Below are 21,390 nucleotides of genomic sequence, written 5' to 3'. Positions count from 1 at the left end.
ACCCGCCGCGGCGAGCCCCGATCCCGGCCCGACGGGGGGCTACGGGGACGGGGGCTACGGGGACGGGGTCGAGTGCGGTGACGTGCTGACCGGGGAGCACCGGCTGACGCGGGACCTGGTGTGCGCCGGCGTCGGGCTGACGCTGGAGGGCACGGCCACGCTGGACCTCGCCGGTCACACGCTCGACGGCGGTGGTTCCGGGGTGGCCTTCCTGCGCACCCAGGGCCCCGGCACGGGGGACGGGTCCGCCCGGGTGCACGACGGGGTGGTCCGCGGCTGGGACCACGGTGTCCGCGAGGCCGTGGGCGGCACGACCTGGGGCAACGACGTCGAGCGCGTGACCTTCGAGGAGGTCGTGACCGTCTTCCAGAACGAGGAGCCGTACCCCGGGGGGATGACGGTCTCGATGCGGGACAGCGAGGTGACCGGCGCCGACGTGGTCTTCGCCCTCGGGTGGTCCTCCGCTCTGCAGGTCAGCGGCTCACGCCTCGAGCGCAACGACGCGGTGGCCGAGGGCGGGTGGGGCGACTACGCGTTCGTCGACTGCGTCCTGGTGGGCAACCCGCAGCTCGTCCCGGGTTCCGGGTCGCAGCTGACGCTCGTGGGCAACGACGTCCGCGGGACCCACGAGGTCGTCGGGAGCGGGTGGGCCACGGCGACGCTCACCGGCAACACGTTCGTCGACAACGGCGCGGTCGTCGCCGGGACCCCGCTGGCACGCGTGGTGCACGGCAACACCTTCGAGGGGAACCGTCTCGGCGTCGGCGCCCGGGGGCGGCACCGGCCCGAGAGCCCGGGCGCCTGGGACGGGCCGACGGAGGTCGCGGGCAACACCTTCGTGGGCAACCACGACGCGATCTGGACCTCGCGGGGGGCCGACGTCCGGCTCGGCGAGAACGTCGTCACCCGCAGCAGCGGGTGGGGCATCCGGGCCCCCGGGGCGCGCGACCTCGGCGGGAACCGGGCGTGGGACAACGCGCGTGAGCCGCAGTGCACCGGCGTGGTGTGCCTCGGACGAGCCAGCTGAGCGGACGGGAGACGGTGATGGACGTGCGACGGACGACGGCCCGGTGGGGCGCGGTGGTGCTCGTGGTGACCGCGGGGACGGTGGGGGGACCCGCGCTCGCGGCGGGCGCGGGTGCGGTGGACGGGGTGGAGTGCGGCGACACGATCACCGAGGACAGCAGCCTGACGCGGGACCTGGTGTGCGACGGCGTCGGGCTGACGCTCGTCGGTGGCATGACCCTCGACCTCGCCGGTCACACGCTCGTTGGGGACGGCACGGGCTCCGCCGTCAGGCTCGCACCGGGCGACGACGAGGACGAGCGGCCGAGCACCGTGCGCGGCGGCACGGTCCGCGACTGGGGCGTCGGCGTCCACGACTCCGGCAACTGGCGAGGGCTCGTCGTCCAGGAGGTCACGTTCGAGGACGTCGGGATGGCGATCAGGGACGAGGACATCAACGGCGGCGGGATGTACCTGACGATGGAGGACAGCGTCGTCGTCGGGGCCGACATCGGGCTCGACCTCGGGTGGCCCTCGGGCGGCGTGGTGCGTGGCTCGCGGTTCGAGGGCAACGACATCGTGGCGGTCGGGGACGGGAGGCTCGACCTCGAGGACTGCGTGCTGGTCGACAACCGGGTGCTCGCGTGGGTCGTCGACATCGGCTCCCTGCGTCTCGTGGACAGCGACGTCCGCGGGAACGAGGAGGTCGTCGACGCCGGGTGGGCCTGGGCGACGGTCGCGGGCAACACGTTCGCCGACAACGGGGTGGTGGTCGCCGCGAGCTCGGCGCGACGGACCGTCGAGGGCAACGACTTCCGCGGCAACGGGCTCGCGGTCGGCGCCCGCCCGTCGTCGTGGCCCGAGGACCCCTGGGTGGGACCCACGGAGGTCGTGGGCAACACGTTCGTCGGCAACCACGACGCGATCTCGGCCTGGCCCGGCGCCGACGTGCGGCTCGGCGACAACGTCGTCACGTCGAGCACCGGGTGGGGCATCCACGCGCCGGGTGCGGTGGACCTCGGCGGGAACCGGGCGTGGGGGAACGCGCGCGAGCCGCAGTGCACGGGTGTCGTGTGCCTCGGGCGGCAGAGCTGACGGACCGGCGCCACGCTGCGCCGGGCTGCCGTCAGCTCGGCGGGTACGGCGACTGCCGCAGCAGCCGCGCCAGGTGGGCGGTGTTCGCGGCGAGCGTCGCGGTCGTGCCCGCGGTCTCCTCGGGCGTCTCGTCGAGGTCCTGGTAGTCGGTGCCCTGCATCGCGGCGCCCACCCAGTAGGTGACGGCCGCGGCGGGGACGGTGAACCCGACGTCGTTCAGCGCCTGGAACAGCTCGGCGCTCGTGTGGTGCGCGCCGTCCTCGTTGCCGACCACGGCCACGGCCGCGACCCGGCCGTAGGTGAGCAGGCGTCCCTGGTCGTCGCTCTCGCCGAGCTCGGCGTCGAGCCGCTCGAGCGCGCGCTTCGTCACGCTCGACGGCTGGCCCATCCAGATCGGGGTCGCGAGCACGAGGATGTCGGCGCCGAGCACCTGCTCGCGGATCGCGGGCCACGCGTCGCCCTCGCCCATGTCCTTCTCCACGCCGGGCTTGATGTCGTGGTCGACGAGGCGGATCACGGTGCCGGTGACGCCGTGCTCGCCGAGCGCGTCGAGCACCTGGCGGCCGAGGAGCTCGCTGCTCGACGGCGCGGGGGACGGGGTCAGGGTGCCGACGAGCACGACGGCGGTCAGGTCCGGGGTGGGGGTCATGCCCTCGATCCTGCGAGGGCGCGCACGATCCCGCGACCGGAGTCGGACGCGTGACCGGCTCGCGACGGGCTCGCGACCGGCTCGCGACCGGCTCCGAGGGTGCGCGAGAGCGGGTGCGCAGACGCGGCTCCGGCCGGGGCCGCACGTGGCCCGGGCGGTCCGGCCGCGGTGCGCGTGGCACCGTGTGGGCGGCGTCGTCGAGACTGACGGCATGTGCGGCAGGTACGCGATCACGCGGCGGGACGACGAGCTCGCCGACCAGTACCGGATCGACCAGATCCTCGGCGAGCCGCCGGGGCCGTCGTGGAACGTCGCGCCGACCGACCCGGTGCGCGTCGTGCTCGAGCGCGTCGAGGACGAGCGCCCGCAGCGCCAGCTCCGGACCGTGCGCTGGGGCCTCGTGCCGTCGTGGGCGAAGGACCCCGGCGTCGGCGCCCGGATGATCAACGCCCGCATCGAGACGGTCACGGAGAAGCCGGCGTTCCGCAAGGCCGCCGCCCGGCGCCGCGCGATCGTCCCGATGGACGGGTACTTCGAGTGGCAGAAGACCCCCGCGCGCAAGGTCCCGTACTTCCTCACGGCGGCCGACGGCGCGCAGCACGGGCTCGCCGCCGCGGGCCTCTACGAGCTGTGGCCCGACCCGTCCCGCCCCGCCGACGACCCCGCGCGCTGGCTGTGGACCGTCACCGTCATCACGCGCTCCGCGACCGACGCCCTCGGGCACATCCACGACCGAACTCCGCTGCTGATACCCCCGGACCTGTGGGACGAGTGGCTCGACCTCGGCACGACGTCGGTCGACGACGTGCGCTCGCTGCTCGAGGCGGTCCCCGAGCCGCACCTCGTGCCGCGCGAGGTCGGGCCGGCCGTGGGCAACGTGCGCAACAACGGGCCGGAGCTCGTCGCGCCCGTGGGGTGAGGGCCCGCGGGCGGTCGGGGATCAGCGTCGCGGCGTCGGACGACGGGGCTTGTACGCCCCCGGGACCGGCGTCTCGCCGCGGCGCTTCGCCCGCCGGTACGCGACGAGCATGCAGGGCCACCCCACGACCGCGGCGGGGTAGGCGAGGACGAGCAGGAAGCCCTTCGCGCTGTCGGGGTAGATCCCCGCCGCGAGGTCCTGGACCATCGGCCACCACACGAACGCGCCGCCGAACAGGAAGAGCGGCATGAGCCAGAACATGAAGAACCGCATCCCGAAGTGCCACTGCGTCTGGTCGGGGTCGTCGCCCGGGCGTCCGTCGTCGAGGCTGCTCTCCGGCTTCGTCGTCACGCGCCCACGATGGCGCGGACGGCGGCGGCGTGCATCCCGAGCGAGGCGGTGATCCGGCTCAAGTGCGCAGGTCAGCGTGCCGAAGAGCCAGGACGTGACTGCTGCCGATCCGTTCTCGTGGGGCCGGTCGGGAGGCTCCCGCCTGCCGCGTCCCGTGCTCGTCGCCCTGGCGCTCGCGGGCGTCCTGGGCCTGACGAGCGCGTGCGGCGCGGGGTCCGCCGGAGCAGCCGGTCAGGCGACGTCGGCGAGCCCGACGTCGTCACCCGCCCCGGCGGCGACCGCACCCAGCGTCGAGGAGCTCGCCGCCGCGCTCCCACCGCCCGAGCCCGCACCGGCGGTGGACGTGCAGGCGGTCACGGCGGGCGCCGCCCCGCAGACCGCGCTCGCGACCGCGGCGCTGCTCGAGGTCAAGGGCCGGGCGCCCAGGACCGGCTACGACCGCGACCTGTTCGGCAGCGGGTGGGTGGACGTCGACCGCAACGGCTGCGACACCCGCAACGACGTGCTCGCGCGCGACCTCGAGCCACAGACGTTCAAGCCCGGCACGCGCGACTGCGTCGTCCTCACCGGCACGCTCGCGGACCCGTACAGCGGACGCACGATCGAGTTCCTCCGTGGGAACGCGACGAGCACCGCGGTGCAGGTCGACCACGTCGTGGCGCTGTCCGACGCGTGGCAGAAGGGCGCGCAGCAGTGGGACGAGGCGACGCGGACGCGCTTCGCGAACGACCCGATGAACCTGCTGGCGGTCGACGGACCGCTCAACGCCCAGAAGGGCGACGGCGACACCGCGACGTGGCTGCCGCCCCACAAGCCGTTCCGGTGCACGTACGTGGCCCGGCAGGTCGGCGTGAAGTACACGTACGGGCTGTGGGTGACCGAGGCGGAGCGCGCCGCGATGGTCAGCGTGCTCTCGGCGTGCCCCGACCAGCCGCTGCCCGAGGGGTCGACCGTCCCTCCGCCGCCCGCGCCCGTGGAGCCGGCGCCGGTCGAGCACGCACCGGCTCAGGCCGCGCCCGCCGCAGAGCAGGCGGCCGCACCGCCGGTCGCGCCGGCCCCGGTCGTGCCTGCCCCCGTCGTCGCCCCGCCCCCCGCTCCGGAGCCCCCGCCGGCCCCCGAACCCCCGCCCGCCCCGGCCGTCGCGTACAAGAACTGCGACGCGGCCCGCGCCGCGGGTGCCGCCCCCGTCCGCGTCGGCGACCCCGGCTACGGCAAGCACCTCGACCGGGACGGCGACGGGGTCGGCTGTGAGAGCTGACCGCCGGCGGCGACCCGCCCGCACGGGCGGGCACGTACCGCCCGGTTGCACGATGGCGCGGCTCGGGACTGCCGAGGACGTGGGCGCTGCTGCACGAGCGGCCGGCACGGGCGCTGTCACACCGACTCCGCCCGGGAATGCGCGCCCGTCGGTCGGCGTCCCCGCCCGTGCCGTGGAGGCCAGCGGCGCAGGCGCCCGGGTCACCGGGCCGGACCGGGAGGCACCACCGATGCGCGCAGTCCGACACCACACCTACGGCGAGCCCGACGTCCTCACGGTCGAGGACGCCCCCGAGCCGCACGCCGGACCGGGCAAGGTCCGGGTGCGCGTGCGGGCGGCCAGCGTCAACGCGTTCGACTGGAAGCTCCGGGCGGGCTGGTTCCAGGAGCGCATCCGGCTCGAGCTCCCGGCGATCCCCGGGAAGGACGCGGCCGGCGTCGTCGACGAGGTCGGCGAGGGCGTCACCGGGGTCCTGGTCGGCGACCGGGTGTTCGGTCTCGGCGACGCGACCTTCGCCGAGCACGCGGTGCTGAACACGTGGGCGGCGGCGCCGGACGCGTGGTCGGACGAGCAGGCCGCCGCCGCGGGCCTCGCCGCCGCGACCGCCGGTGCCGGGCTCGACGCGCTCGGGGACCTCGACGGCAGGACGCTGCTCGTCGAGGGTGCGGCCGGCGGCGTCGGGAGCGCGGCCGTCGAGCTCGCCGTCGCCCGGGGCGCGCGGGTCATCGGCACCGCGAGCGCGCGCAACCACGACTTCCTGCGCTCCCTCGGCGCGACCCCGACGCTCTACGGCGACGGGCTCACCGAGCGCGTGGCGGCGCTCGCGCCCGAGGGCGTCGACGCCGCGCTCGACACCGCGGGCTCCGGCTCGCTCGCGGAGATCGTGGCGATCGTCGGCGACCCGTCGAGGGTCGCGACCGTCGCCGACTTCGGCGGCGCCCGGCTGGGGGTCACCCTCACGGGGTCCGACGCCGCGACCGCCGCGACCCTCGAGGCCGCCGCCGAGGCCGGCTCGCGCGGCGCCTACACCCCGCGCGTCGAGGCGACCTTCCCGCTCGACCGGGCCGCCGAGGCCCACGCCCACGCCCAGGGCGGGCACACGCGGGGCAAGCTCGTCGTCACGCTCTGAGCGCACGGCCCCCTCACGCTCGGGCGGCACGACCCCACGGTCGCCTGCGCCGGCGCCGGTCCCGGCGCGCCTGTCCGGGGGGGTGCGGTGTGCCGGTCCCGGGGGTACGTCCCGGGCGGACGCGGGACGGACCCCGTGCGGGCCGTCAGCGCGTCTCGAACGCCCGCGCCATCGCGCGCTGCTCCTCGAGCACCTGGCTCATCCGGGTCTGCACCTCGTCCATCCGCCCGATCGTCGCGGTGATCGCCTCGATGCCTCGTGCGACGGTCGCGGTGTTCGTCTGGATGTCGTCGACCCGCTCCCCGACCCGGCCGGTCGCCACGGTCGTCTCGCCCGCGAGCTCCTTGACCTCGGTCGCCACGACCGCGAACCCGCGCCCCGCCTGGCCCGCGCGCGCCGCCTCGATGGTCGCGTTGAGCGCGAGCAGGTTCGTCTGGTCCGCGATCGTCGTGATGACGCGGATGACGTCGCCGATGGCGGCCGAGGAGTCGCTGAGCGCCTGCACCTCGCCCGCGATGGCGGACGCCTGCGCGACGGCGTCGAGCGCGACGGTCCCCGCCTCGGCGGCGCTCGCGGACAGCTGCTCGACGCTCCCCAGGAGCTCGGTCGCCGCGGCCGACTCGCGTGCGGCGCGGCGCAGGATGTCGAGGCGCTGGGACACGAGGCGCGCGACGTTGCGCAGCGCGCCCCGGCGGCTCTCGGACAGCTCGATCGTCGCGGTCGCGAAGAAGTCCATGGTCCCGATGACGGTGCCGTCGACGACGATCGGCAGGCAGACGCCCGAGCGCACGCCGGCCCGCTGCGCCGCGGGGGCGCGCACGCAGTCGGTCAGCTCGCCGAGGTCCGCGACGAACACGAGGTCGCGCGCACGCCACGCCCGCCCCGAGAGCCCGATGCCCTCCGCGAAGCTCGCGCCGAGGGTCACGCGCCGGAACTCGTCCCCGGCGGTGCCGGACTCGACGGAGAACCGCAGGACCCGCGCCGCCGGGTCGAGCGACCAGAACGACCCGTACGCCCACCCGAACTCGGACCGCACCGCATCGAGCGCGGTCTGCACGGCGGACTGCTCGTCGATCTGCGAGCCGACCTCGGCGACGACCGTCGTGACGGCCTTCTGGTCGCGGGCCGCCTCCTCGAGCGTCTCGGCGGACTCGATCATCGCGAGCGTCTGGGAGACGACCTGCGCGAGCGCGCGGAGCACCGCGGGACGCGTCGCGCTCGTCGTTCCCGGCCGCGCCGAGAGGAAGTCCATCATCATGACGACGCGGCCGTCGCGGCGGATCGGCAGCGCCATCGCGCCGCGCGCGCCGGCCCGCAGGCTGGCCTCGCCGCGCGCGCAGTTGGCCGGGTGGTCCCCGAGCTCGACGAGGTCGACGATCTCGTCGCTCGCGAGCGAGACACCGCACAGCCCGAACCCGCGCGTCATGCGGTGCGTCGCGGTCATCCGGGTCAGCTCGGCGCCGAGCGAGCCGTCCTGCGCGACGAGCTCGAGCTCGTCGGACCCCTCGCGGACCCGCCACGCCGACGCGTAGTCGAACCCGAACCCGTGCCGCACGCTCTCGAGCACCGCGTCGACGCCCGCGGACGCCGAGCCGACCGCGCCGAGGCGCTCGACGACCGCGCCCAGCGCGTCGACCTCGGCCGACATCCGCCGCGCGTCCTCGTGCGCCGCGGCCTGCGGCTTCCGCCTCGTGAGCAGGCCCACCGGGTCCCCCTCGTCGTCCGCCAGGGCGCGGTGCCGTGGCGCCTGCCCATCGGCGGTCGACCTGCGGATGTGAGGCGCGGGGTGGTGGCGCCGCCCGGGCCGCTCGGCTCGCCCGACGTCCGTGCCGCGCTCACGGCCGGCGGGCGCGCACCCCGAAGCCGGGCGCCGCGGCGACGTCCGCGAGGTCGACGAAGCCGGCGGCGGCGAGGGCGGCCCGCACGCGCGGGACGACGCGGTCCGGCGCCGTCGGGCCGCCCGCGCCGAACAGCACGTGGAGCACCGCGCCGGGGCGGAGCACGCGGTGCAGCACGGCGGCCTCGGGCGGTGCGTCGGCGACCCAGAACACGTTCACGTCGACCGCGAGCGCCACGTCGACGACGCCGTCGGGCACGTCGGTCGGGCCGAGGTCGGCGAGCGCGCGCTGGAGGACGACGAGGCGACCCGACCCGACGTGCGCGGCGTTCCGCTCGGCGGTCGCGCGCGTCGCGGTGGGGGAGCGGTCGACCGCGAGCAGCCGGCCCGTCGTCAGGCGCGCGCAGACGAGCGCCGCGGAGACCCCCGGGCCGCCGCCGACCTCGAGCACCTGCTCGTCGCCGCGCAGGCCGAGCCCGTCGACGGCCCAGCGCAGGCGCTCGGGGACCGGCCCGGCGCGACCCGGGCGGCGTGGAGTGCGGTGCGGCGACGTGCGGGCACGGGCCCGGGTGGGTCTCGGAGCCGGGGGTGTGGGTGCGTCGTTCTGTGCGAGGGCTGGGGGTGCGTCGGCCGGCGCGGGGGCTGGGGCGGGCGCTGGGCGTGCGTCTTCGCGCGTCCCGGCCGCGGTCTCGTCGCTCATGGGTCAGGTCTAGCGCCCGGGTTTCACCCGCCGCCAGGTATCTCGTCGGCCGCCCGGGGGTCTTCTCCGGTGCCGGGCCCGTTCTGCCGGGGGGCGCACGGGCCCGGCCACCACCAGCCCGACGCGCGCCCGCAGCGGCGTGCGGCCGGGTCGCAGGACCGCACGGGGGGCGGCGCGGACGCCCGTCGCCGCGGGAGGTCAGTCGTCTCCCGCGGCGCGGGCGAACCGTGCGGCGAGCTCGCGGGCGGCGTCGCGCAGCTCGGGCGGCCCGACGATCTCGACCTCGCACCCGAACATCCCGAGGTAGGCGGCGAGCCCGCCCCACGACCACGAGCCGCTCACGACGCGGCAGCGGTCGGGGCCGAGCGGCTCGACGACGGACTGCCCGCCGGCCCACGCCGCGATCGTCTCGGCCGGCGCGTGCAGCACGGCCTCGCCCGTGCACGCCCAGCCCGTCCCGGAGAAGCGCTGCGCGACGAACGCCGTGACGTCGCCCTCGGGCAGCTCGCGCGGGGTGAACCGCGGCCCCGTGGGGGTGCGGGGGGTCAGCCGGTCGACGCGGAACGTGCGCCAGTCGCCGCGGTCGAGGTCCCACGCGACGAGGTACCAGCGCCCGCCCCACGTGACGAGGTGGTGCGGCTCGACGCGGCGCGGCGGGACGAACGCCGGGGCGGCGGGCGCCGAGCCCGCGGGCGTCGTCGGCGCGCTCCCGGCACCGACCCCGGCGCCCGCGCCGCCCCCCGCCTCCGCCGGGTCGCGCGGCACGGCGTAGTCGAGGCGCAGGACCTCCCGCGCGCGCACCGCCGCGCCCACGGCGACGAGGACGTCGGCGTCGACGGTCGCGCGGGCGACGCCCGGCCGGCTCACCGCGGTGACCTGGAGCGCGTCGACCCGGGCCCGCAGGCGCGACGGCATGACCTGCCGGACGGTCGTGAGCGCGCGCAGCGCCGCGTCGTCGACCCCGTCGACCCCGGTGTGCGCGGTCTGCAGCGCGACGGACACGGCGACGGCCTGCTCGTCGTCGAGCAGGAGCGGTGGCATCTCGGCCCCGGCGCCGAGCCGATAGCCGCCGTCGGGCCCCTTCGTCGCGCGCACCGGGTACCCGAGGCCGCGCAGGCGGTCGACGTCGCGCCGGACGGTCCGCGGGCTCACGCCGAGGCGGTCCGCGAGCGCCTCGCCCGGCCAGTCGCGGCGCGACTGCAGCAGCGACAGCAGCGTCAGCAGCCGGGCGGAGGGGTTCGCGGCCTCGGTCGTCATGCGCTCCATCATGCGCCGGGTAGCGGACAGGATCCGGCCGCTTCTGCGACGAGTGTGGGTCGTGCGCCGCCGGCACCACCGGGGCACACCGGACACCGCTGCGAAGGAGCACCCATGATCCGCACGAGAGGGCTCACCAAGGACTTCCCCGTGAGCCGCACCGAGACCGTGCACGCGGTCCGGGGCATCGACCTCGACGTCGCCCCCGGCGAGCTCGTGGCCGTGCTCGGCCCGAACGGCGCGGGCAAGACGACCACGATCCGCCTGCTCACGACCCTGATCCGGCCGACCGCGGGCACAGCCGAGGTCGCCGGCCACGACGTCGTCGCAGCCCCCGAGAAGGTCCGGCGCAGCATCGGCTACGTCGGCCAGGGCAACGGCGCGGGCCACCAGCAGCGCGTGCGCGACGAGCTCACGACGCAGGGCGCGATCTACGGCCTCGACCGGCGCTCCGCGGCGCGCCGGGCCGACGACCTGCTCGACGCGCTCGACCTCACCGAGCTCGCGCGGCGCAAGGTCGCGGACCTCTCGGGCGGTCAGCGGCGGCGGCTCGACGTCGCGCTCGGGCTCGTGCACGCGCCCGGCCTGCTGTTCCTCGACGAGCCGTCGACCGGCCTCGACCCGCACAACCGCGCGAACCTGTGGGAGCACGTCGCCCGGCTGCGCGCCGAGCACGCGATGACGATCGTGCTCACCACGCACTACCTCGACGAGGCCGACCAGATGGCCGAGCGGGTCGTCGTCGTCGACCACGGGCAGGTCATCGCCGACGACACCCCCGCCGCGCTCAAGCGGGACCTCGCGGGCGACCGGGTCACGGTCCGCGTGCCCGACGTGCGCGACGCCGCGACCGTCGCCGCCCTCGTGGAGCGGGTCCCCGGCGCGCGGGAGGTCACGGTGCGGGGGACGGAGGTCGCCGCGCGGGTCGCCGACGGCGCGGCGGGCGTCCCCGGGCTCGTCCGGGCCGCCGTCGACGCGGGCGTGCTGCTCGCCGCCGCGGAGTCGGTCACCCCGACGCTCGACGACGTCTTCCTCGCCCTCACCGGGCGCAGCCTGCGCGAGAGCGCCGCGGCCGCCGAGCCGCTCACGACCGACGGAACCACCAGCAGCGACGTGCGCGTCGCCGGGAAGGACGCAGCATGAGCACCCCGACCACGACCCCCACGACCTCGGCGGCTCCCGACCCGGGCACCCGGTCGGCGCACGCCGCCGCGCCCCGGGCGGGCGGGCGGCGCCGCTGGACCGGCGACGTCGCGCTCGTCATGACGCGCGAGCTCCGGCCCCTCGCGCGCGAGCCGTTCACCGTCGTCTTCGGCCTCGTGCAGCCGATCGTGTTCCTCGCGCTGTTCGGGCCGCTGCTCGCCGGGTCGGTCGGCGCCGGGCTGCCCGGCGGCGACGTGTGGCTGTGGTTCGTCCCGTCGATCCTCGTGATGACGACGCTGTTCGGGACGTCGACGACCGGCTCGAACCTCCAGTTCGAGATGCAGACCGGCGCGCACGAGCGGCTGCTCGTGACCCCGCTGCCGCGCTCGGCGCAGCTCGTGGGGCGCTCGCTCAAGGAGATGGTGCCGATCGTCGTCCAGTCGCTCGTCGTGGTCGCCGTGATGCTGCCGTTCGGCCTGCGGCCCGACGCGCTCGGTGCGGTGCTCGGGCTCGTGCTGCTCGCGGTCCTCGGCGTCGGGCTCGGGTCGCTCAGCTACGCGCTCGCGATCGCGGTGCGGTCCCACGAGTGGATGTTCTGGGTCGTCCAGCAGACGGTGCTGTTCCCCGCGCTGATCCTCTCGGGGATGCTGCTGCCGCTCGAGGCGGGCCCGCGCTGGATGCAGGTCGCCGCGCAGGTCAACCCGATCTCCTGGGTGGTCGACGCCGAGCGTGCGCTCTTCGCGGGCGACCTGGGCTCGACGACGGTGCTGTGGGGCGCGGTCGCAGCGCTCGCGACGGCGGCGCTCGGGCTGTGGGTGGGCGTGCGGACGATCGTGCGCAGCACCGACTGAGGCCGACGCGCCGCAGGGCCGACGCGCCGGAGGGCTGGCGCGTCGGCCGCGACACGCGCAGGATGAATGCGACACACCGGGTGGTCGTGACCTGCGCTGCGACCGCCCGCCGCACGGAGCAGGGGGCCTCATGAACGCACGAGCTCGGACCACGGCGCGTCGGATCGGCCGCGGTGCGCGCGTCGGCGCGGGCCTGACGGTGGCCGTCGCCGCGACGCTCGCTCTCTCGGGTGCCGCGCCGGCCGTCGAGCCGCAGGCCACCGAGGAGGCCGTGCGGACCGGGTCGCTCTCCGCGGAGCCGAAGCCGTCCGCGTCGCCCACCCCGAAGCCGTCCCGGACCCGCGCGCCGCGCGTCGCCGTCGAGGACGACGACGCAGAGCTCTTCGACCCCGGCGCGGACGAGGCGGCGCCGGACCCCCGCGCGGACCGCTCCCCGCGCGCGGGCACGTCGCCGCGCCCCGGGACGTCGGCCCGGCCGGGGAAGTCGACCACGAAGGGCAAGTCGACGACGGGCCGGACCCCGACCCGCGGCACCGCGCAGCGCGGCTCGACCCCGAAGAGCACCGCCAAGCCGTCCGCGAGCCCGACGGCCACGCCCGCGCCCACCGCGTCGCCGTCGCCCACCGCGTCCCCGACGGCCAGCCCGACGCCGACGCCCACGCCCACCGTGACGCCCACGCCCACGCCCACCCCGACGCCCACGACCCCGGTGCCGACCCCCACCCCGACGCCGCCCGTGACCGGCCCGGTCGTGCTGCCCGGCGGGGTCTCCGGGCTCCCGTTCGGCGCCTGCGGCTCGCTCGTCGCCGAGGCGCCCAGCAACCCGACCGTCGGACGCGACACGCTCGCGTTCGCTTTCACCGCGGGGATCCCCGCCCCGGCGCCCGCTCCCACGGCGGTGCCGACCGCCGGACCGACCGCGACGTCGATCGCACCGACGGCGACGGACGCCCCGGCCGCCACGGACGCACCGGCTGCGACCGACGCCCCGGCGCCCACGCCCACCCCGACGCCCCCGCCGACCGTCCTCGCGGGCCAGCCCCTCACGCTCGCGACCGACTACCGCTGGACGCTCCCGCAGCACCGCCTCCGTTCGCTCCTGCCCGAGCAGGGCGCTCGCGTCGCGGTCAGCACGGGCGGCGTCGTCGTCGCGACCGGCTACCTCGACGACGGCACGGGCGTCCCGCGCACCGACCAGCGCCGGGTCCTGAGCACGCAGCAGCTCACCGGCACGCTCCCGCTCACGGTGTGCGCGCCGGACGGCGAGCCGGGCGACGTCACGGCCGGCCGCGACCTGCCCGCGGGCGACTACGAGGTCCACGCGGTGCTCGACTACCTCGGCGTGCCTTTCACGTTCCCGGACCCGCTCGGCGCCGACCCGCTCGAGGGTCAGCCGGCCGGCGACCTCGTGGCGGACCCGGCGGCGTGGCGCGCGACGCTCGTGTCGACGACCTCGGTGCGGTTCACGATCTCCTGACCCCTCCGGACCGTCCCCGCCGCTGCGGGGACCGGTGCCGCCGGCGAGCCCTTTCAGGCACTCCGGCCGGGTATCGGGGCACGCCGGGCTCGCTTTGGGGCACGCCCGCCGGGCGATGGGGCACGTCGGGCGCCCAGCCCTTCCGGGGGCTGCGGCGGCGCGCCTAGCGTCTGAGGAGCGCGCCCCACCCGGTGTCCTGCCGGGCCGGTGGCCGCGCCGGCTCGGGGGGCATCGTGGCTCGGACACGTCAGGTACGCAGGGCGGTGGCGGCAGTCGCCGTCGCGGCTCTCGGTGCGCTGGGGGCCGTCCCGGTCGCCGCCGCGCAGACGCCGTCGCTCGCCCCGCCGCCGACCGTGGCCGGGGCGTCGCCCGTACCCGCGGCCGTGGCGCCCGTGGCGGCCGTCCCCGCGAACGCCGTCCCCGTGGCCGCAGCGCCCGTGCCTGCGGCGCCCGTCGACGCGCTGCCCGTCGACGCGCTGCCCGTCGCCGCGCTGCCCGTCGCGGCGCCCGACGCCGCCGAGCCCCCCGCGGACCGCGACCTGCCGAGCGACGCCCCGGAGCAGCGCGGACGCCTCCGGGCCCTCGCCGCCGGGACGCAGCTCACGTTCGACGAGGCCGCCCGGGAGGCGCGCCTGCGCGTCGACGAGGGCGGCAGCCTCGACCAGTACCTCTACGGTCCCGGGCCGATCACGTTCGACATCGACCTCGAGGGGATCGACCCGCAAGCGGCCGGCGGCCAGCCGATCGAGCTGCGCATGTGGGTGTTCGACGTCGACCAGGCCGGCGGCGGTGAGTGCGGGCCGGAGGTCGACACGGTCTCGGTGAACGGCACGCGCGTCGGGACTCTCACGGGCGCCGACAGCCACTGGATCCTCAACACGTTCTCGGTCCCGCCGGGGGTCCTCGGGTCGGGCAGCAACGCCTTCCGCGTCGACATCGACACCGCCGGCACCGGGTGCTGGGCCGTCCAGGTCGACTGGGCCGAGGTCACGGTGCCGTTCGCGATCGCGCACCTGGCGACCGACGCCACGGACGACGTCGACGTGCTCCGCGGCCTGAGCGAGGACGAGATCCCGGACACGGTGTTCGAGCGCGCGTTCCAGCCCGACGGCACGCTCGGGGCGCCCACGAAGGTCGACGTGATCGCGGACGCGATGAACGACCAGCCGTGGTTCGGCGGCCCGACCGCGGGCACGTTCACCTACGAGTACACGATCGACGCGTGGCCCTCGCGCCCCGACTGGGAGCCGACGGTCCTGCCGAGCTGGGAGTTCTCCGGCGGCGGCGGCTCCGGCAGCGGCCCGCCGGCGGGGATCAGCGGGTGGGAGGGCGAGGTCGAGATCACGCTGCCCCAGCGCACGGGCGTGTACGACCTCACGGTCAAGCTGGAGGTCCGCAAGGGCGAGACCTCGCTGACGAAGCAGGAGCGGACGCACACGGTGTACGTGCTGCTGGGCGAGCCCGTCAGCAGCTGGCGGCCCGGGCTGCCGTCCACCGGCACCCCGAAGACGGGCTGGCTGGACTTCGCCTTCGACCGCGGCGCTGCCGGCAGGGCGACGCCGGAGGACGTCGCGCTCGCCCTGAACTCCGGCGTCTACGGCAACCCGAAGCGCTGGACGTACTCCGGGTCCATCGCACTCGACAGCGCCCAGGCGCTGATCGAGGGCACGGGGACGCTCGGCCAGTGCACGACCTTCCGTGACGTGTGGATCACGCTCGCCCGGAGCGTGGGCGTCGACGCGAGCTACGAGGACACCAGCCCGAAGTACGACTTCCTCACCCACACGCGCCCCGCGCTCGACGGGAACGCGAGCGCGAACAGCGCGCCGTCCGGGGGCGGGGCGGCGGACCGCTGGTGGTTCGGCAGCCACTCGTGGGGGACGTACGGCGGGAAGCGCTACGACCCGACGTTCGGGGTCACCGGGGACGCGGGCATGGCGGCGTTCGAGCGCGACGGCATGGCCTGCAGGCTCGGGGGGAGGATCGGCCCCTCCGTCTACCGGTGCACGCCGCTCGGGGGCGGCCCGGTCGACTTCGAGCTGACCCACCTCGGCACCAGGAATGCCGCCGGGTGGCCGCAGAGCACCTACCGCACGATCCCGCCCGCACCGGCCCCGGTCCCGCTGGCCCCGGCTCCGGCCCCGGCACCGCAGGGCCAGGACCCGGCGCCGCAGGAGGACGACGCGGCGGTCCAGGCGCTCGCCGCCGCGACGGACCGCGGCGAGGACACGGACGGCAACGGCCAGTTCGAGCACCTGCGGCTCGACCTCCCGGTCGTCGTCCCCGCCGCGGGCGAGCACCTGGTGGACCTCGCCCTCAGCGCGCCGGACGGCACCTACCTGACGCGGGGGACGCTCGACCCGGCCGGCGACGTGAACGTGGTCGTGCACGCGACGCTGCCCGCGGGCGAGAGCGTCGTGCCGGTCTTCTTCCCCGGCGAGGTCCTCCGCGCGAGCGGCGTCGACGGCCCGTACACGGTCAACGGGACCGTCGCCGCCGCCGACGGCACGCTCGTCGCGAGCGTCAGCCTCACGACGCAGGCCTATGACGCGACGGCGTTCCAGGGGCCCCTGGCCGAGGTCGGGACGATCACCGACGAGGTCGAGGCGGGCGGCCTGCGGGTCCACGTGCCGGTCACGGCCACGGGCTCGGGCCTGGCCTCGGTCGGCGTGCAGCTCTTCGCCGGCGGCACCCAGGTCGGCGGTGCGCGGCAGGACCTGACCCTCGTCGCGGGGGCGGTCCAGGACGTCGTGCTCGACCTCGACGGCGCGCCGGTCTGGGCGCTCGGCGTGGACGGCCCGTACACGGTGTTCCTCACCGTCGAGGACCTGACGTCGGCGCGCACGCTGACCCACACGACCGCCGCGTACGACGCCGACGACTTCGCCCCGCCGCCGGTGCACGTCGGCGCGGAGGTCACGGACGCGGGTGTGGACGCCGACGCCGACGGCCGGTTCGACACGCTCGACGTCACGGCCTCCGTCGCGGCGCTCACGGCCGGTGACGTGACCGTGCACGGCGCGCTCGTCGCGCCCGACGGCACCTCGATCGCCACCGTGACCACCACGGTGAGCGCGACGACCTCGCCGCAGGACGTCACGCTGCGGTTCGCCGGTCCCGACGTCGCGTTGGCCGGCCGCGACGGCCCGTACGACGTCGCGCTGGCCGTCTCGGACTCCGCCGGTGTGCCGCAGATGACGCGCGTGCACGGCACCGCCCCCTACACCGCGGCGCAGTTCGACCCGCCGGCCGCCTCGCTCACCGGCACGTACGCGGACTCGGCCGTCGACACCAACGCGGACGGGCACCCCGACGTGCTCCGGGTCGAGGTCGGCGTCACGCTCGACGCGCCGGCGGACGTCACGCTGCGCGGCACGCTCGCCGACGCGACCGGCGCCGGGCTCGTGAGCGCCACCACGAGCGCCGCGCTCCCGGCCGGCGGCGGCACGCTGGTCCTCGACCTCGACGGCGGCGTGCTCGCCGCGCGGGGCGTCGACGGGCCGTACACGCTGACCGGGATCGAGCTCGGGCGCACCGGGGAGGCGCCGGAGGTGCTCGCCCTCGGCGTCCACACGACCGCCGCCTACGCCGCCGCCGCCTTCCGGTCCGGCGGTGGGCTCGTGATCGAGACGGTCGCCGACCGCGGGGTCGACAGCGACGGGGACGGGCTCTTCGAGCAGCTCGCCGTCGACGTGACGGTCGACGTCCAGGAGGAGGACCTGTACTCCGTGAACGGGCGCCTCATCGACGCCGCGGGCGAGGAGATCCAGTGGAAGGGGAGCGCCGTGCTCCTGGAGCCCGGTCAGGGCGTCCTGACGCTCCTGTACGACGGGCGCCTGATCTCCGGTCGCGGCGTCGACGGCCCCTACCGGGTGGAGTCGCTGACGGTGTACGCCGACCCGGCCAGCGCCGTGACGCTCCGCGAGCCGTACCCGACCGCCGCGTACACCTGGCAGCAGTTCGAGCTGGGTGCCGCCGTCGTCGGCCACGTGCTCTCCGACGGCGTCCCCGTCGAGGGGGTGGCGGTGGCGGTCCCCGGGCTGGCGTACGACGTCACCGACGCGGCCGGCACGTACCGGCTGGCGCTGCCCGGCGGCGGGAGCTACGAGGTCGTCCTCGGGGCCGACGCGGCGCTCGCGCCCTGGCGGATCCTCGTCGACGGCGCGCAGCAGGCCACCGGCACCCGCGTCGGGGTGACGGTCGCCGACGGGAGCACCACGACGGTCGACTTCGAGCGCGGCGACGACGCCTCGGTCACGGAGTACCTCACGCGGGTGTACTACCGGGGCGTGCTCGGGCGCGACCCCGACCCGTCCGGGCTGCAGTAGCGGGGCGACGCGCTGCGCCGCGGCGTCCCGCACGCCGAGGTCGCCGGCGCCATCACCGCGAGCGCGGAGCACCGGGGACGCATGATCCGCGAGTCGTACGAGCGCTACCTGGACCGCGAGGTCGACCCGGGAGGCCTCGAGACGTGGCTGGCCGCGACGGGCGCGGGCCTCCAGCTGCTCGACCTGGACGCGATCCTCGTGTCGTCGGCGGAGTTCCGCGCCGGGTCCGACGACCGCGCATGGGTCACCGACGTCTACGAGGCCGTCCTCGAGCGGGTCCCCGACGCGGCCGAGGTCGACTACTGGGAGGGCGTCCTCGCGCGGGGCACCGGCCACGCCGACGTCGCGCGGTACTTCCTGCACTCGCCCGAGCACCTGACGGCGGTCGTGGAGGGCCTCTACGTCGAGCTCCTCCGCCGGCCCGCCGACCCCTCCGGCCGAGCGCACTGGGTGGCCGCGCTGCAGGCCGGGATGCGCCTCGAGGCGCTCGTCGCCGCGCTCGTGTCGAGCGAGGAGTACCGGGCGAGCAGCGCGAGCTGAGGCGCAGCCGGCGGCCGCGAGCGCGGCGCGGCGCCCGGTGCCGAATGATGGGCGCATGAGCACCCCCTACCGCGTCATGACCGTCTGCACGGGCAACATCTGCCGCTCCCCGATGGCGGAGGTCGTGCTGCGCTCGCGGTTCGAGGACGCGGGTCTCGGCGACCGGGTCGTGGTCGACTCCACGGGGATCAGCAACGAGGAGCACGGCAACCCCATCGACCGGCGGGCGCGCGCGGTGCTCGCGGAGCACGGGTACCCGGTGCCGCACCGGACGGCGCAGCAGGTCCGGGCGGTCGACCTGCCGGCCCGCGACCTCGTGCTCGCGATGACGTCGGTGCACGCGCGCGCCCTGCGCCGCCTCGCCGGGGACCCGCGCGTGGCCGGACGGATCGCGATGTACCGCTCGTTCGACCCGGCGGCGCCGCCCGTGGACGGCGAGGCGTCCGAGCACCTGCTCGACGTCGACGACCCCTGGTACGGCGGGTCGGAGGACTTCGAGACGTGCCTCGACGTGGTGGAGGCGGCGGCGGACGCGATCGTCGAGCACGTGCGCGGGGAGCTCGACCGGCGGGCGACGGGCTCGTGACGGCGGCCGGTCAGCCGGCGGTGCGGCGCTCGCGGGGTGCCTCGGACCCCGTCGGCGTGTAGACGCGGTACCGCCGGCGGCCCGCGCGCTTGGCGTCGTACATCGCGCTGTCGGCCCAGGACACCAGGCGGTCGGCGCTCGGGCGCCCAGCGGCGCCGGCGTGCTGCCGCCCGCCCCCGGTGGCGGCCGGGTCGACGACACCGGTGGGCCCGCTGCTGTCCGCGACGGCGATGCCGATGCTCGCCGACGGCTGCACGACGACGCCCGGGGCGACGGTGCATGGCTCCCCGAGCGCGGCCAGCAACCGCTCGGCGACCGCCCCGGCGAGCGCGGTCGCGTCGCCCGACCCGAGCTCGTCGGTGACCACGACGAACTCGTCGCCCCCGAACCTCGCGACCGCGTCGCTCGGGCGCACGGCCGACCGCAGGCGCCGCGCGGCGCTCGTGATGAGCGTGTCCCCGGCGGCGTGCCCGTGCGTGTCGTTGACGTCCTTGAGCCCGTCGAGGTCGACGAAGAGGACCGCGACCCCGCCGGGGTGCCGGTCGAGGCGGGAGAGGCTGTGCGCGAGCCGGTCGAGCAGCACCGACCGCACGAGGAGCCCGGTCAACGGGTCGTGCAGCGCCTGCAGCGCGAGCGCGTCGCGCGCCTCCCGCAGCTGCAGGTTGAGCTCCGTGAGCTCGCGGGTCCGCCGGAGGAGGTCCGCCTCGACCTCCTCGACCCGGTGGCGCCACCGGGACTCGCGCGCCGACTCCCGCCCGGTCGGCTCGCGGTGCCGGACGTACTCGGTGATGTCGTCCGCGCGGTGCAGCAGGAAGGCGACCTCGCCGTCGTCGTCCAGGATCGGGACGTTGCGCGGGCTCCAGAACCGTTCCTCGTACGTGCCGTCGGGCAACGGGATGTCGTACTTCTGGATGGCCATGGTCTGGGGCAGTCTGGTCTCGCGCGCCTGCGCCAGGGACGCGCGGAGGTTGCGCACCCCGTCCGCCGCCGGGTCGTCGGGGTTGCCGGGGAAGATGTCGAAGAGGTGCTTGCCCACCGTCGCCTCGAGGGTGGTGCAGGTGGCCTCGAGGCGCGCCCTGTTCGCGCGCACGATGACGAGGTCCGGCGTCATCAGCAGGAGCGGCGCGGGGGTCTCGTCGAACACCGCCTCGTAGTCGGGTCCGGGCGACGCGCGCACGGTTCGCCCCCCGTCCCACCGCGTGCGTCCCTGCGCGACGTGGTCGTCGTCCCGTCCCGGTGCCGGTCTCGCCGGCCGGCCGTCTCCAGTGTCGTCGGTCGCCGCTGTTCGTGCGCGGCGGGCGGGTGACCCGACCCGCCGCCGCAGTCACCTGTGCGGTGCAGCGGCGGTGACCGGGATGTGAGCCGAGGAAGGGCCCCGCTGCACGGGATGCGCAGCGGGGCCCTTGCCTGTCTGGTGCCACCGGGGAACCGGGTGTCGTGCCTCAACAGCTCGTCGATCGTCGGTGGGTCCGTGCTGGATGCCGTCGGTGGTGAGCTCGGAGGCGACCAGGCGGAGGTCGTCGGTGATGCGGCCGAGGGGCTGGGCGGAGGTGCCGGCCTCAGAGGCTGTGGGCGGTGATGTCCCCGGCGGAGGTGGTCGCCCGGATCTGGAGTGCGGGGCTGCCTCCGGTGCTGGCCAGCGCGTTGCGCACCCTCCCGTACGACGTGCCGGCGTCGAGGGAGGTGGTGACTCCGGGGGCAGCGCCGACCGACACGTCACCGGCCTGGGTCGTCAGGACGAGCGTGCCGCGCACGGCCTCCCTGATGCGGATGTCGCCCTTCGTGGTGCTGATCTCGGCCGGGCCGGTGAGGCGCCCGAGGGAGATGTCGCCGGCGGCGGCGGTGACGTGGGCCTTCGCTGCCTCGTCGATCGTGACCGCACCGTACGAGCCGGTGACGGTGACGTCCCCGAGCCGGCCGACGCCGCGGAGCTCGCCCGCGTGCTTCACCTCGACGTGCGAGCCCGCAGGCAGCTGGACCGTCACCTCGACGGAGCCCGACGGGCCGAGCAGCTGGTTCTCGACCGGGGTGAGGACACGCAGTGCTCCGTCGCGCAGCTCGACGGTGGTCTGCTCCGCCGCCGCGACGTCACGACGCTTCGAGGCGTCCGCCGGACGGACCTGGACCTTGGTGTCGGCGCGGTCCGCGGCGATGACCTGGGCCCGCCCGGCGGGCACGTCCAGGGTCAGGGTGATGGTGGTGGGGGTGGCGAACGTGTGCATGAGGACCAGCTCCGTAGTCGTGGTTCTTGGTGTTTCTGACTTG

Annotated in this window: 17 protein-coding genes and 1 pseudogene; 11 read left to right on the top strand and 7 right to left on the bottom strand. The window is 76.3% G+C overall.

The genetic code is table 11. From position 1 onward, the window contains the following. Positions 1–1,027: hypothetical protein (locus CCE01nite_RS05585; RefSeq protein ID WP_218026452.1), on the top strand; the 1,027-nt coding region annotated here is incomplete at its 5' end. Positions 1,028–1,044: 17 nt separating this feature from the next. After that, entirely contained in the window at positions 1,045–2,100 is a 1,056-nt protein-coding gene (locus CCE01nite_RS05580) for a right-handed parallel beta-helix repeat-containing protein (RefSeq protein ID WP_052103828.1), read from the top strand. A gap of 31 nt (positions 2,101–2,131) precedes the next feature. On the opposite strand, the gene CCE01nite_RS05575 is transcribed toward CCE01nite_RS05580, so the two are convergent. Beyond that, positions 2,132–2,749 carry a flavodoxin family protein gene (locus CCE01nite_RS05575; RefSeq protein ID WP_141372064.1) on the bottom strand — a complete coding sequence of 206 codons (618 nt, stop codon included), beginning with the start codon at positions 2,747–2,749 and terminating at the stop codon, positions 2,132–2,134. Positions 2,750–2,960: 211 nt separating this feature from the next. Between CCE01nite_RS05575 and CCE01nite_RS05570 the strand changes: the two genes are divergently transcribed. After that, positions 2,961–3,668 (top strand): SOS response-associated peptidase, encoded by a 708-nt coding sequence (locus tag CCE01nite_RS05570; protein ID WP_034627428.1) that lies wholly within the window; start codon positions 2,961–2,963, stop codon positions 3,666–3,668. Between the two features lie 21 nt (positions 3,669–3,689). On the opposite strand, the gene CCE01nite_RS05565 is transcribed toward CCE01nite_RS05570, so the two are convergent. Further along, on the bottom strand, positions 3,690–4,019 hold the full coding sequence (locus CCE01nite_RS05565) for a hypothetical protein (RefSeq protein ID WP_034627430.1): 330 nt from the start codon (positions 4,017–4,019) through the stop codon (positions 3,690–3,692). A 94-nt stretch (positions 4,020–4,113) separates the two neighbouring features. On the opposite strand from CCE01nite_RS05565, the gene CCE01nite_RS05560 reads away from it, so the two are divergent. After that, positions 4,114–5,277 (top strand): GmrSD restriction endonuclease domain-containing protein, encoded by a 1,164-nt coding sequence (locus CCE01nite_RS05560; RefSeq protein ID WP_170223939.1) that lies wholly within the window; start codon positions 4,114–4,116, stop codon positions 5,275–5,277. 229 nt (positions 5,278–5,506) lie between these two features. Next, positions 5,507–6,406 (top strand): NADP-dependent oxidoreductase, encoded by a 900-nt coding sequence (locus CCE01nite_RS05555; protein WP_141372063.1) that lies wholly within the window; start codon positions 5,507–5,509, stop codon positions 6,404–6,406. 259 nt (positions 6,407–6,665) lie between these two features. Here CCE01nite_RS05555 and CCE01nite_RS05550 read toward each other — a convergent pair. The 3 genes and pseudogenes from CCE01nite_RS05550 to CCE01nite_RS05540 form a co-directional block, all read right to left on the bottom strand. Next, positions 6,666–8,111 (bottom strand): annotated as a pseudogene (locus CCE01nite_RS05550) (methyl-accepting chemotaxis protein); the annotation flags it as partial. 130 nt (positions 8,112–8,241) lie between these two features. Next, complete coding sequence (locus CCE01nite_RS05545) at positions 8,242–8,943, bottom strand: class I SAM-dependent methyltransferase (RefSeq protein ID WP_141372062.1); 702 nt, start codon at positions 8,941–8,943, stop codon at positions 8,242–8,244. A 198-nt stretch (positions 8,944–9,141) separates the two neighbouring features. Beyond that, positions 9,142–10,200, bottom strand: coding sequence for a helix-turn-helix transcriptional regulator (locus tag CCE01nite_RS05540; RefSeq protein WP_141372061.1), 1,059 nt, complete (start codon positions 10,198–10,200; stop codon positions 9,142–9,144). A gap of 114 nt (positions 10,201–10,314) precedes the next feature. Between CCE01nite_RS05540 and CCE01nite_RS05535 the strand changes: the two genes are divergently transcribed. The 6 genes from CCE01nite_RS05535 (at position 10,315) to CCE01nite_RS05515 (ending at position 19,125) form a co-directional block, all read left to right on the top strand. Next, a complete protein-coding gene (locus CCE01nite_RS05535) occupies positions 10,315–11,343 on the top strand; it encodes an ATP-binding cassette domain-containing protein (protein WP_141372060.1) in 1,029 nt (342 codons plus the stop codon). After that, positions 11,340–12,194, top strand: a complete 855-nt coding sequence (locus CCE01nite_RS05530) for an ABC transporter permease (RefSeq protein WP_141372059.1) — start codon at positions 11,340–11,342, stop codon at positions 12,192–12,194. Before CCE01nite_RS05535 ends, CCE01nite_RS05530 begins: the two co-directional genes overlap by 4 nt. Before the next feature lie 130 nt (positions 12,195–12,324). Next, positions 12,325–13,671, top strand: coding sequence for a hypothetical protein (locus CCE01nite_RS21625; RefSeq protein WP_170223938.1), 1,347 nt, complete (start codon positions 12,325–12,327; stop codon positions 13,669–13,671). Positions 13,672–13,934: 263 nt separating this feature from the next. Next, on the top strand, positions 13,935–17,999 hold the full coding sequence (locus CCE01nite_RS05525) for a carboxypeptidase-like regulatory domain-containing protein (RefSeq protein WP_141372058.1): 4,065 nt from the start codon (positions 13,935–13,937) through the stop codon (positions 17,997–17,999). A gap of 81 nt (positions 18,000–18,080) precedes the next feature. Further along, positions 18,081–18,539, top strand: coding sequence for a DUF4214 domain-containing protein (locus tag CCE01nite_RS05520; RefSeq protein WP_034625363.1), 459 nt, complete (start codon positions 18,081–18,083; stop codon positions 18,537–18,539). Positions 18,540–18,594: 55 nt separating this feature from the next. Beyond that, positions 18,595–19,125, top strand: coding sequence for a low molecular weight protein-tyrosine-phosphatase (locus tag CCE01nite_RS05515; RefSeq protein WP_034625359.1), 531 nt, complete (start codon positions 18,595–18,597; stop codon positions 19,123–19,125). A gap of 10 nt (positions 19,126–19,135) precedes the next feature. Here CCE01nite_RS05515 and CCE01nite_RS05510 read toward each other — a convergent pair whose 3' ends face one another. Continuing rightward, the gene (locus tag CCE01nite_RS05510; RefSeq protein ID WP_052103503.1) at positions 19,136–20,302 is read right to left on the bottom strand and encodes a diguanylate cyclase domain-containing protein; all 1,167 of its coding nucleotides are present in this window, start codon (positions 20,300–20,302) and stop codon (positions 19,136–19,138) included. Positions 20,303–20,684: 382 nt separating this feature from the next. Next, positions 20,685–21,347, bottom strand: a complete 663-nt coding sequence (locus CCE01nite_RS05505) for a DUF4097 family beta strand repeat-containing protein (RefSeq protein WP_034625354.1) — start codon at positions 21,345–21,347, stop codon at positions 20,685–20,687. Between the last annotated feature and the right edge of the window lie 43 nt (positions 21,348–21,390).

Source organism: Cellulomonas cellasea, from assembly GCF_006538745.1.
In the GTDB taxonomy this organism is placed as follows: domain Bacteria; phylum Actinomycetota; class Actinomycetes; order Actinomycetales; family Cellulomonadaceae; genus Cellulomonas_A; species Cellulomonas_A cellasea.
Note: the sequence above shows the minus strand (reverse complement) of the source record. Positions and strands in the feature narration are given on the sequence as shown.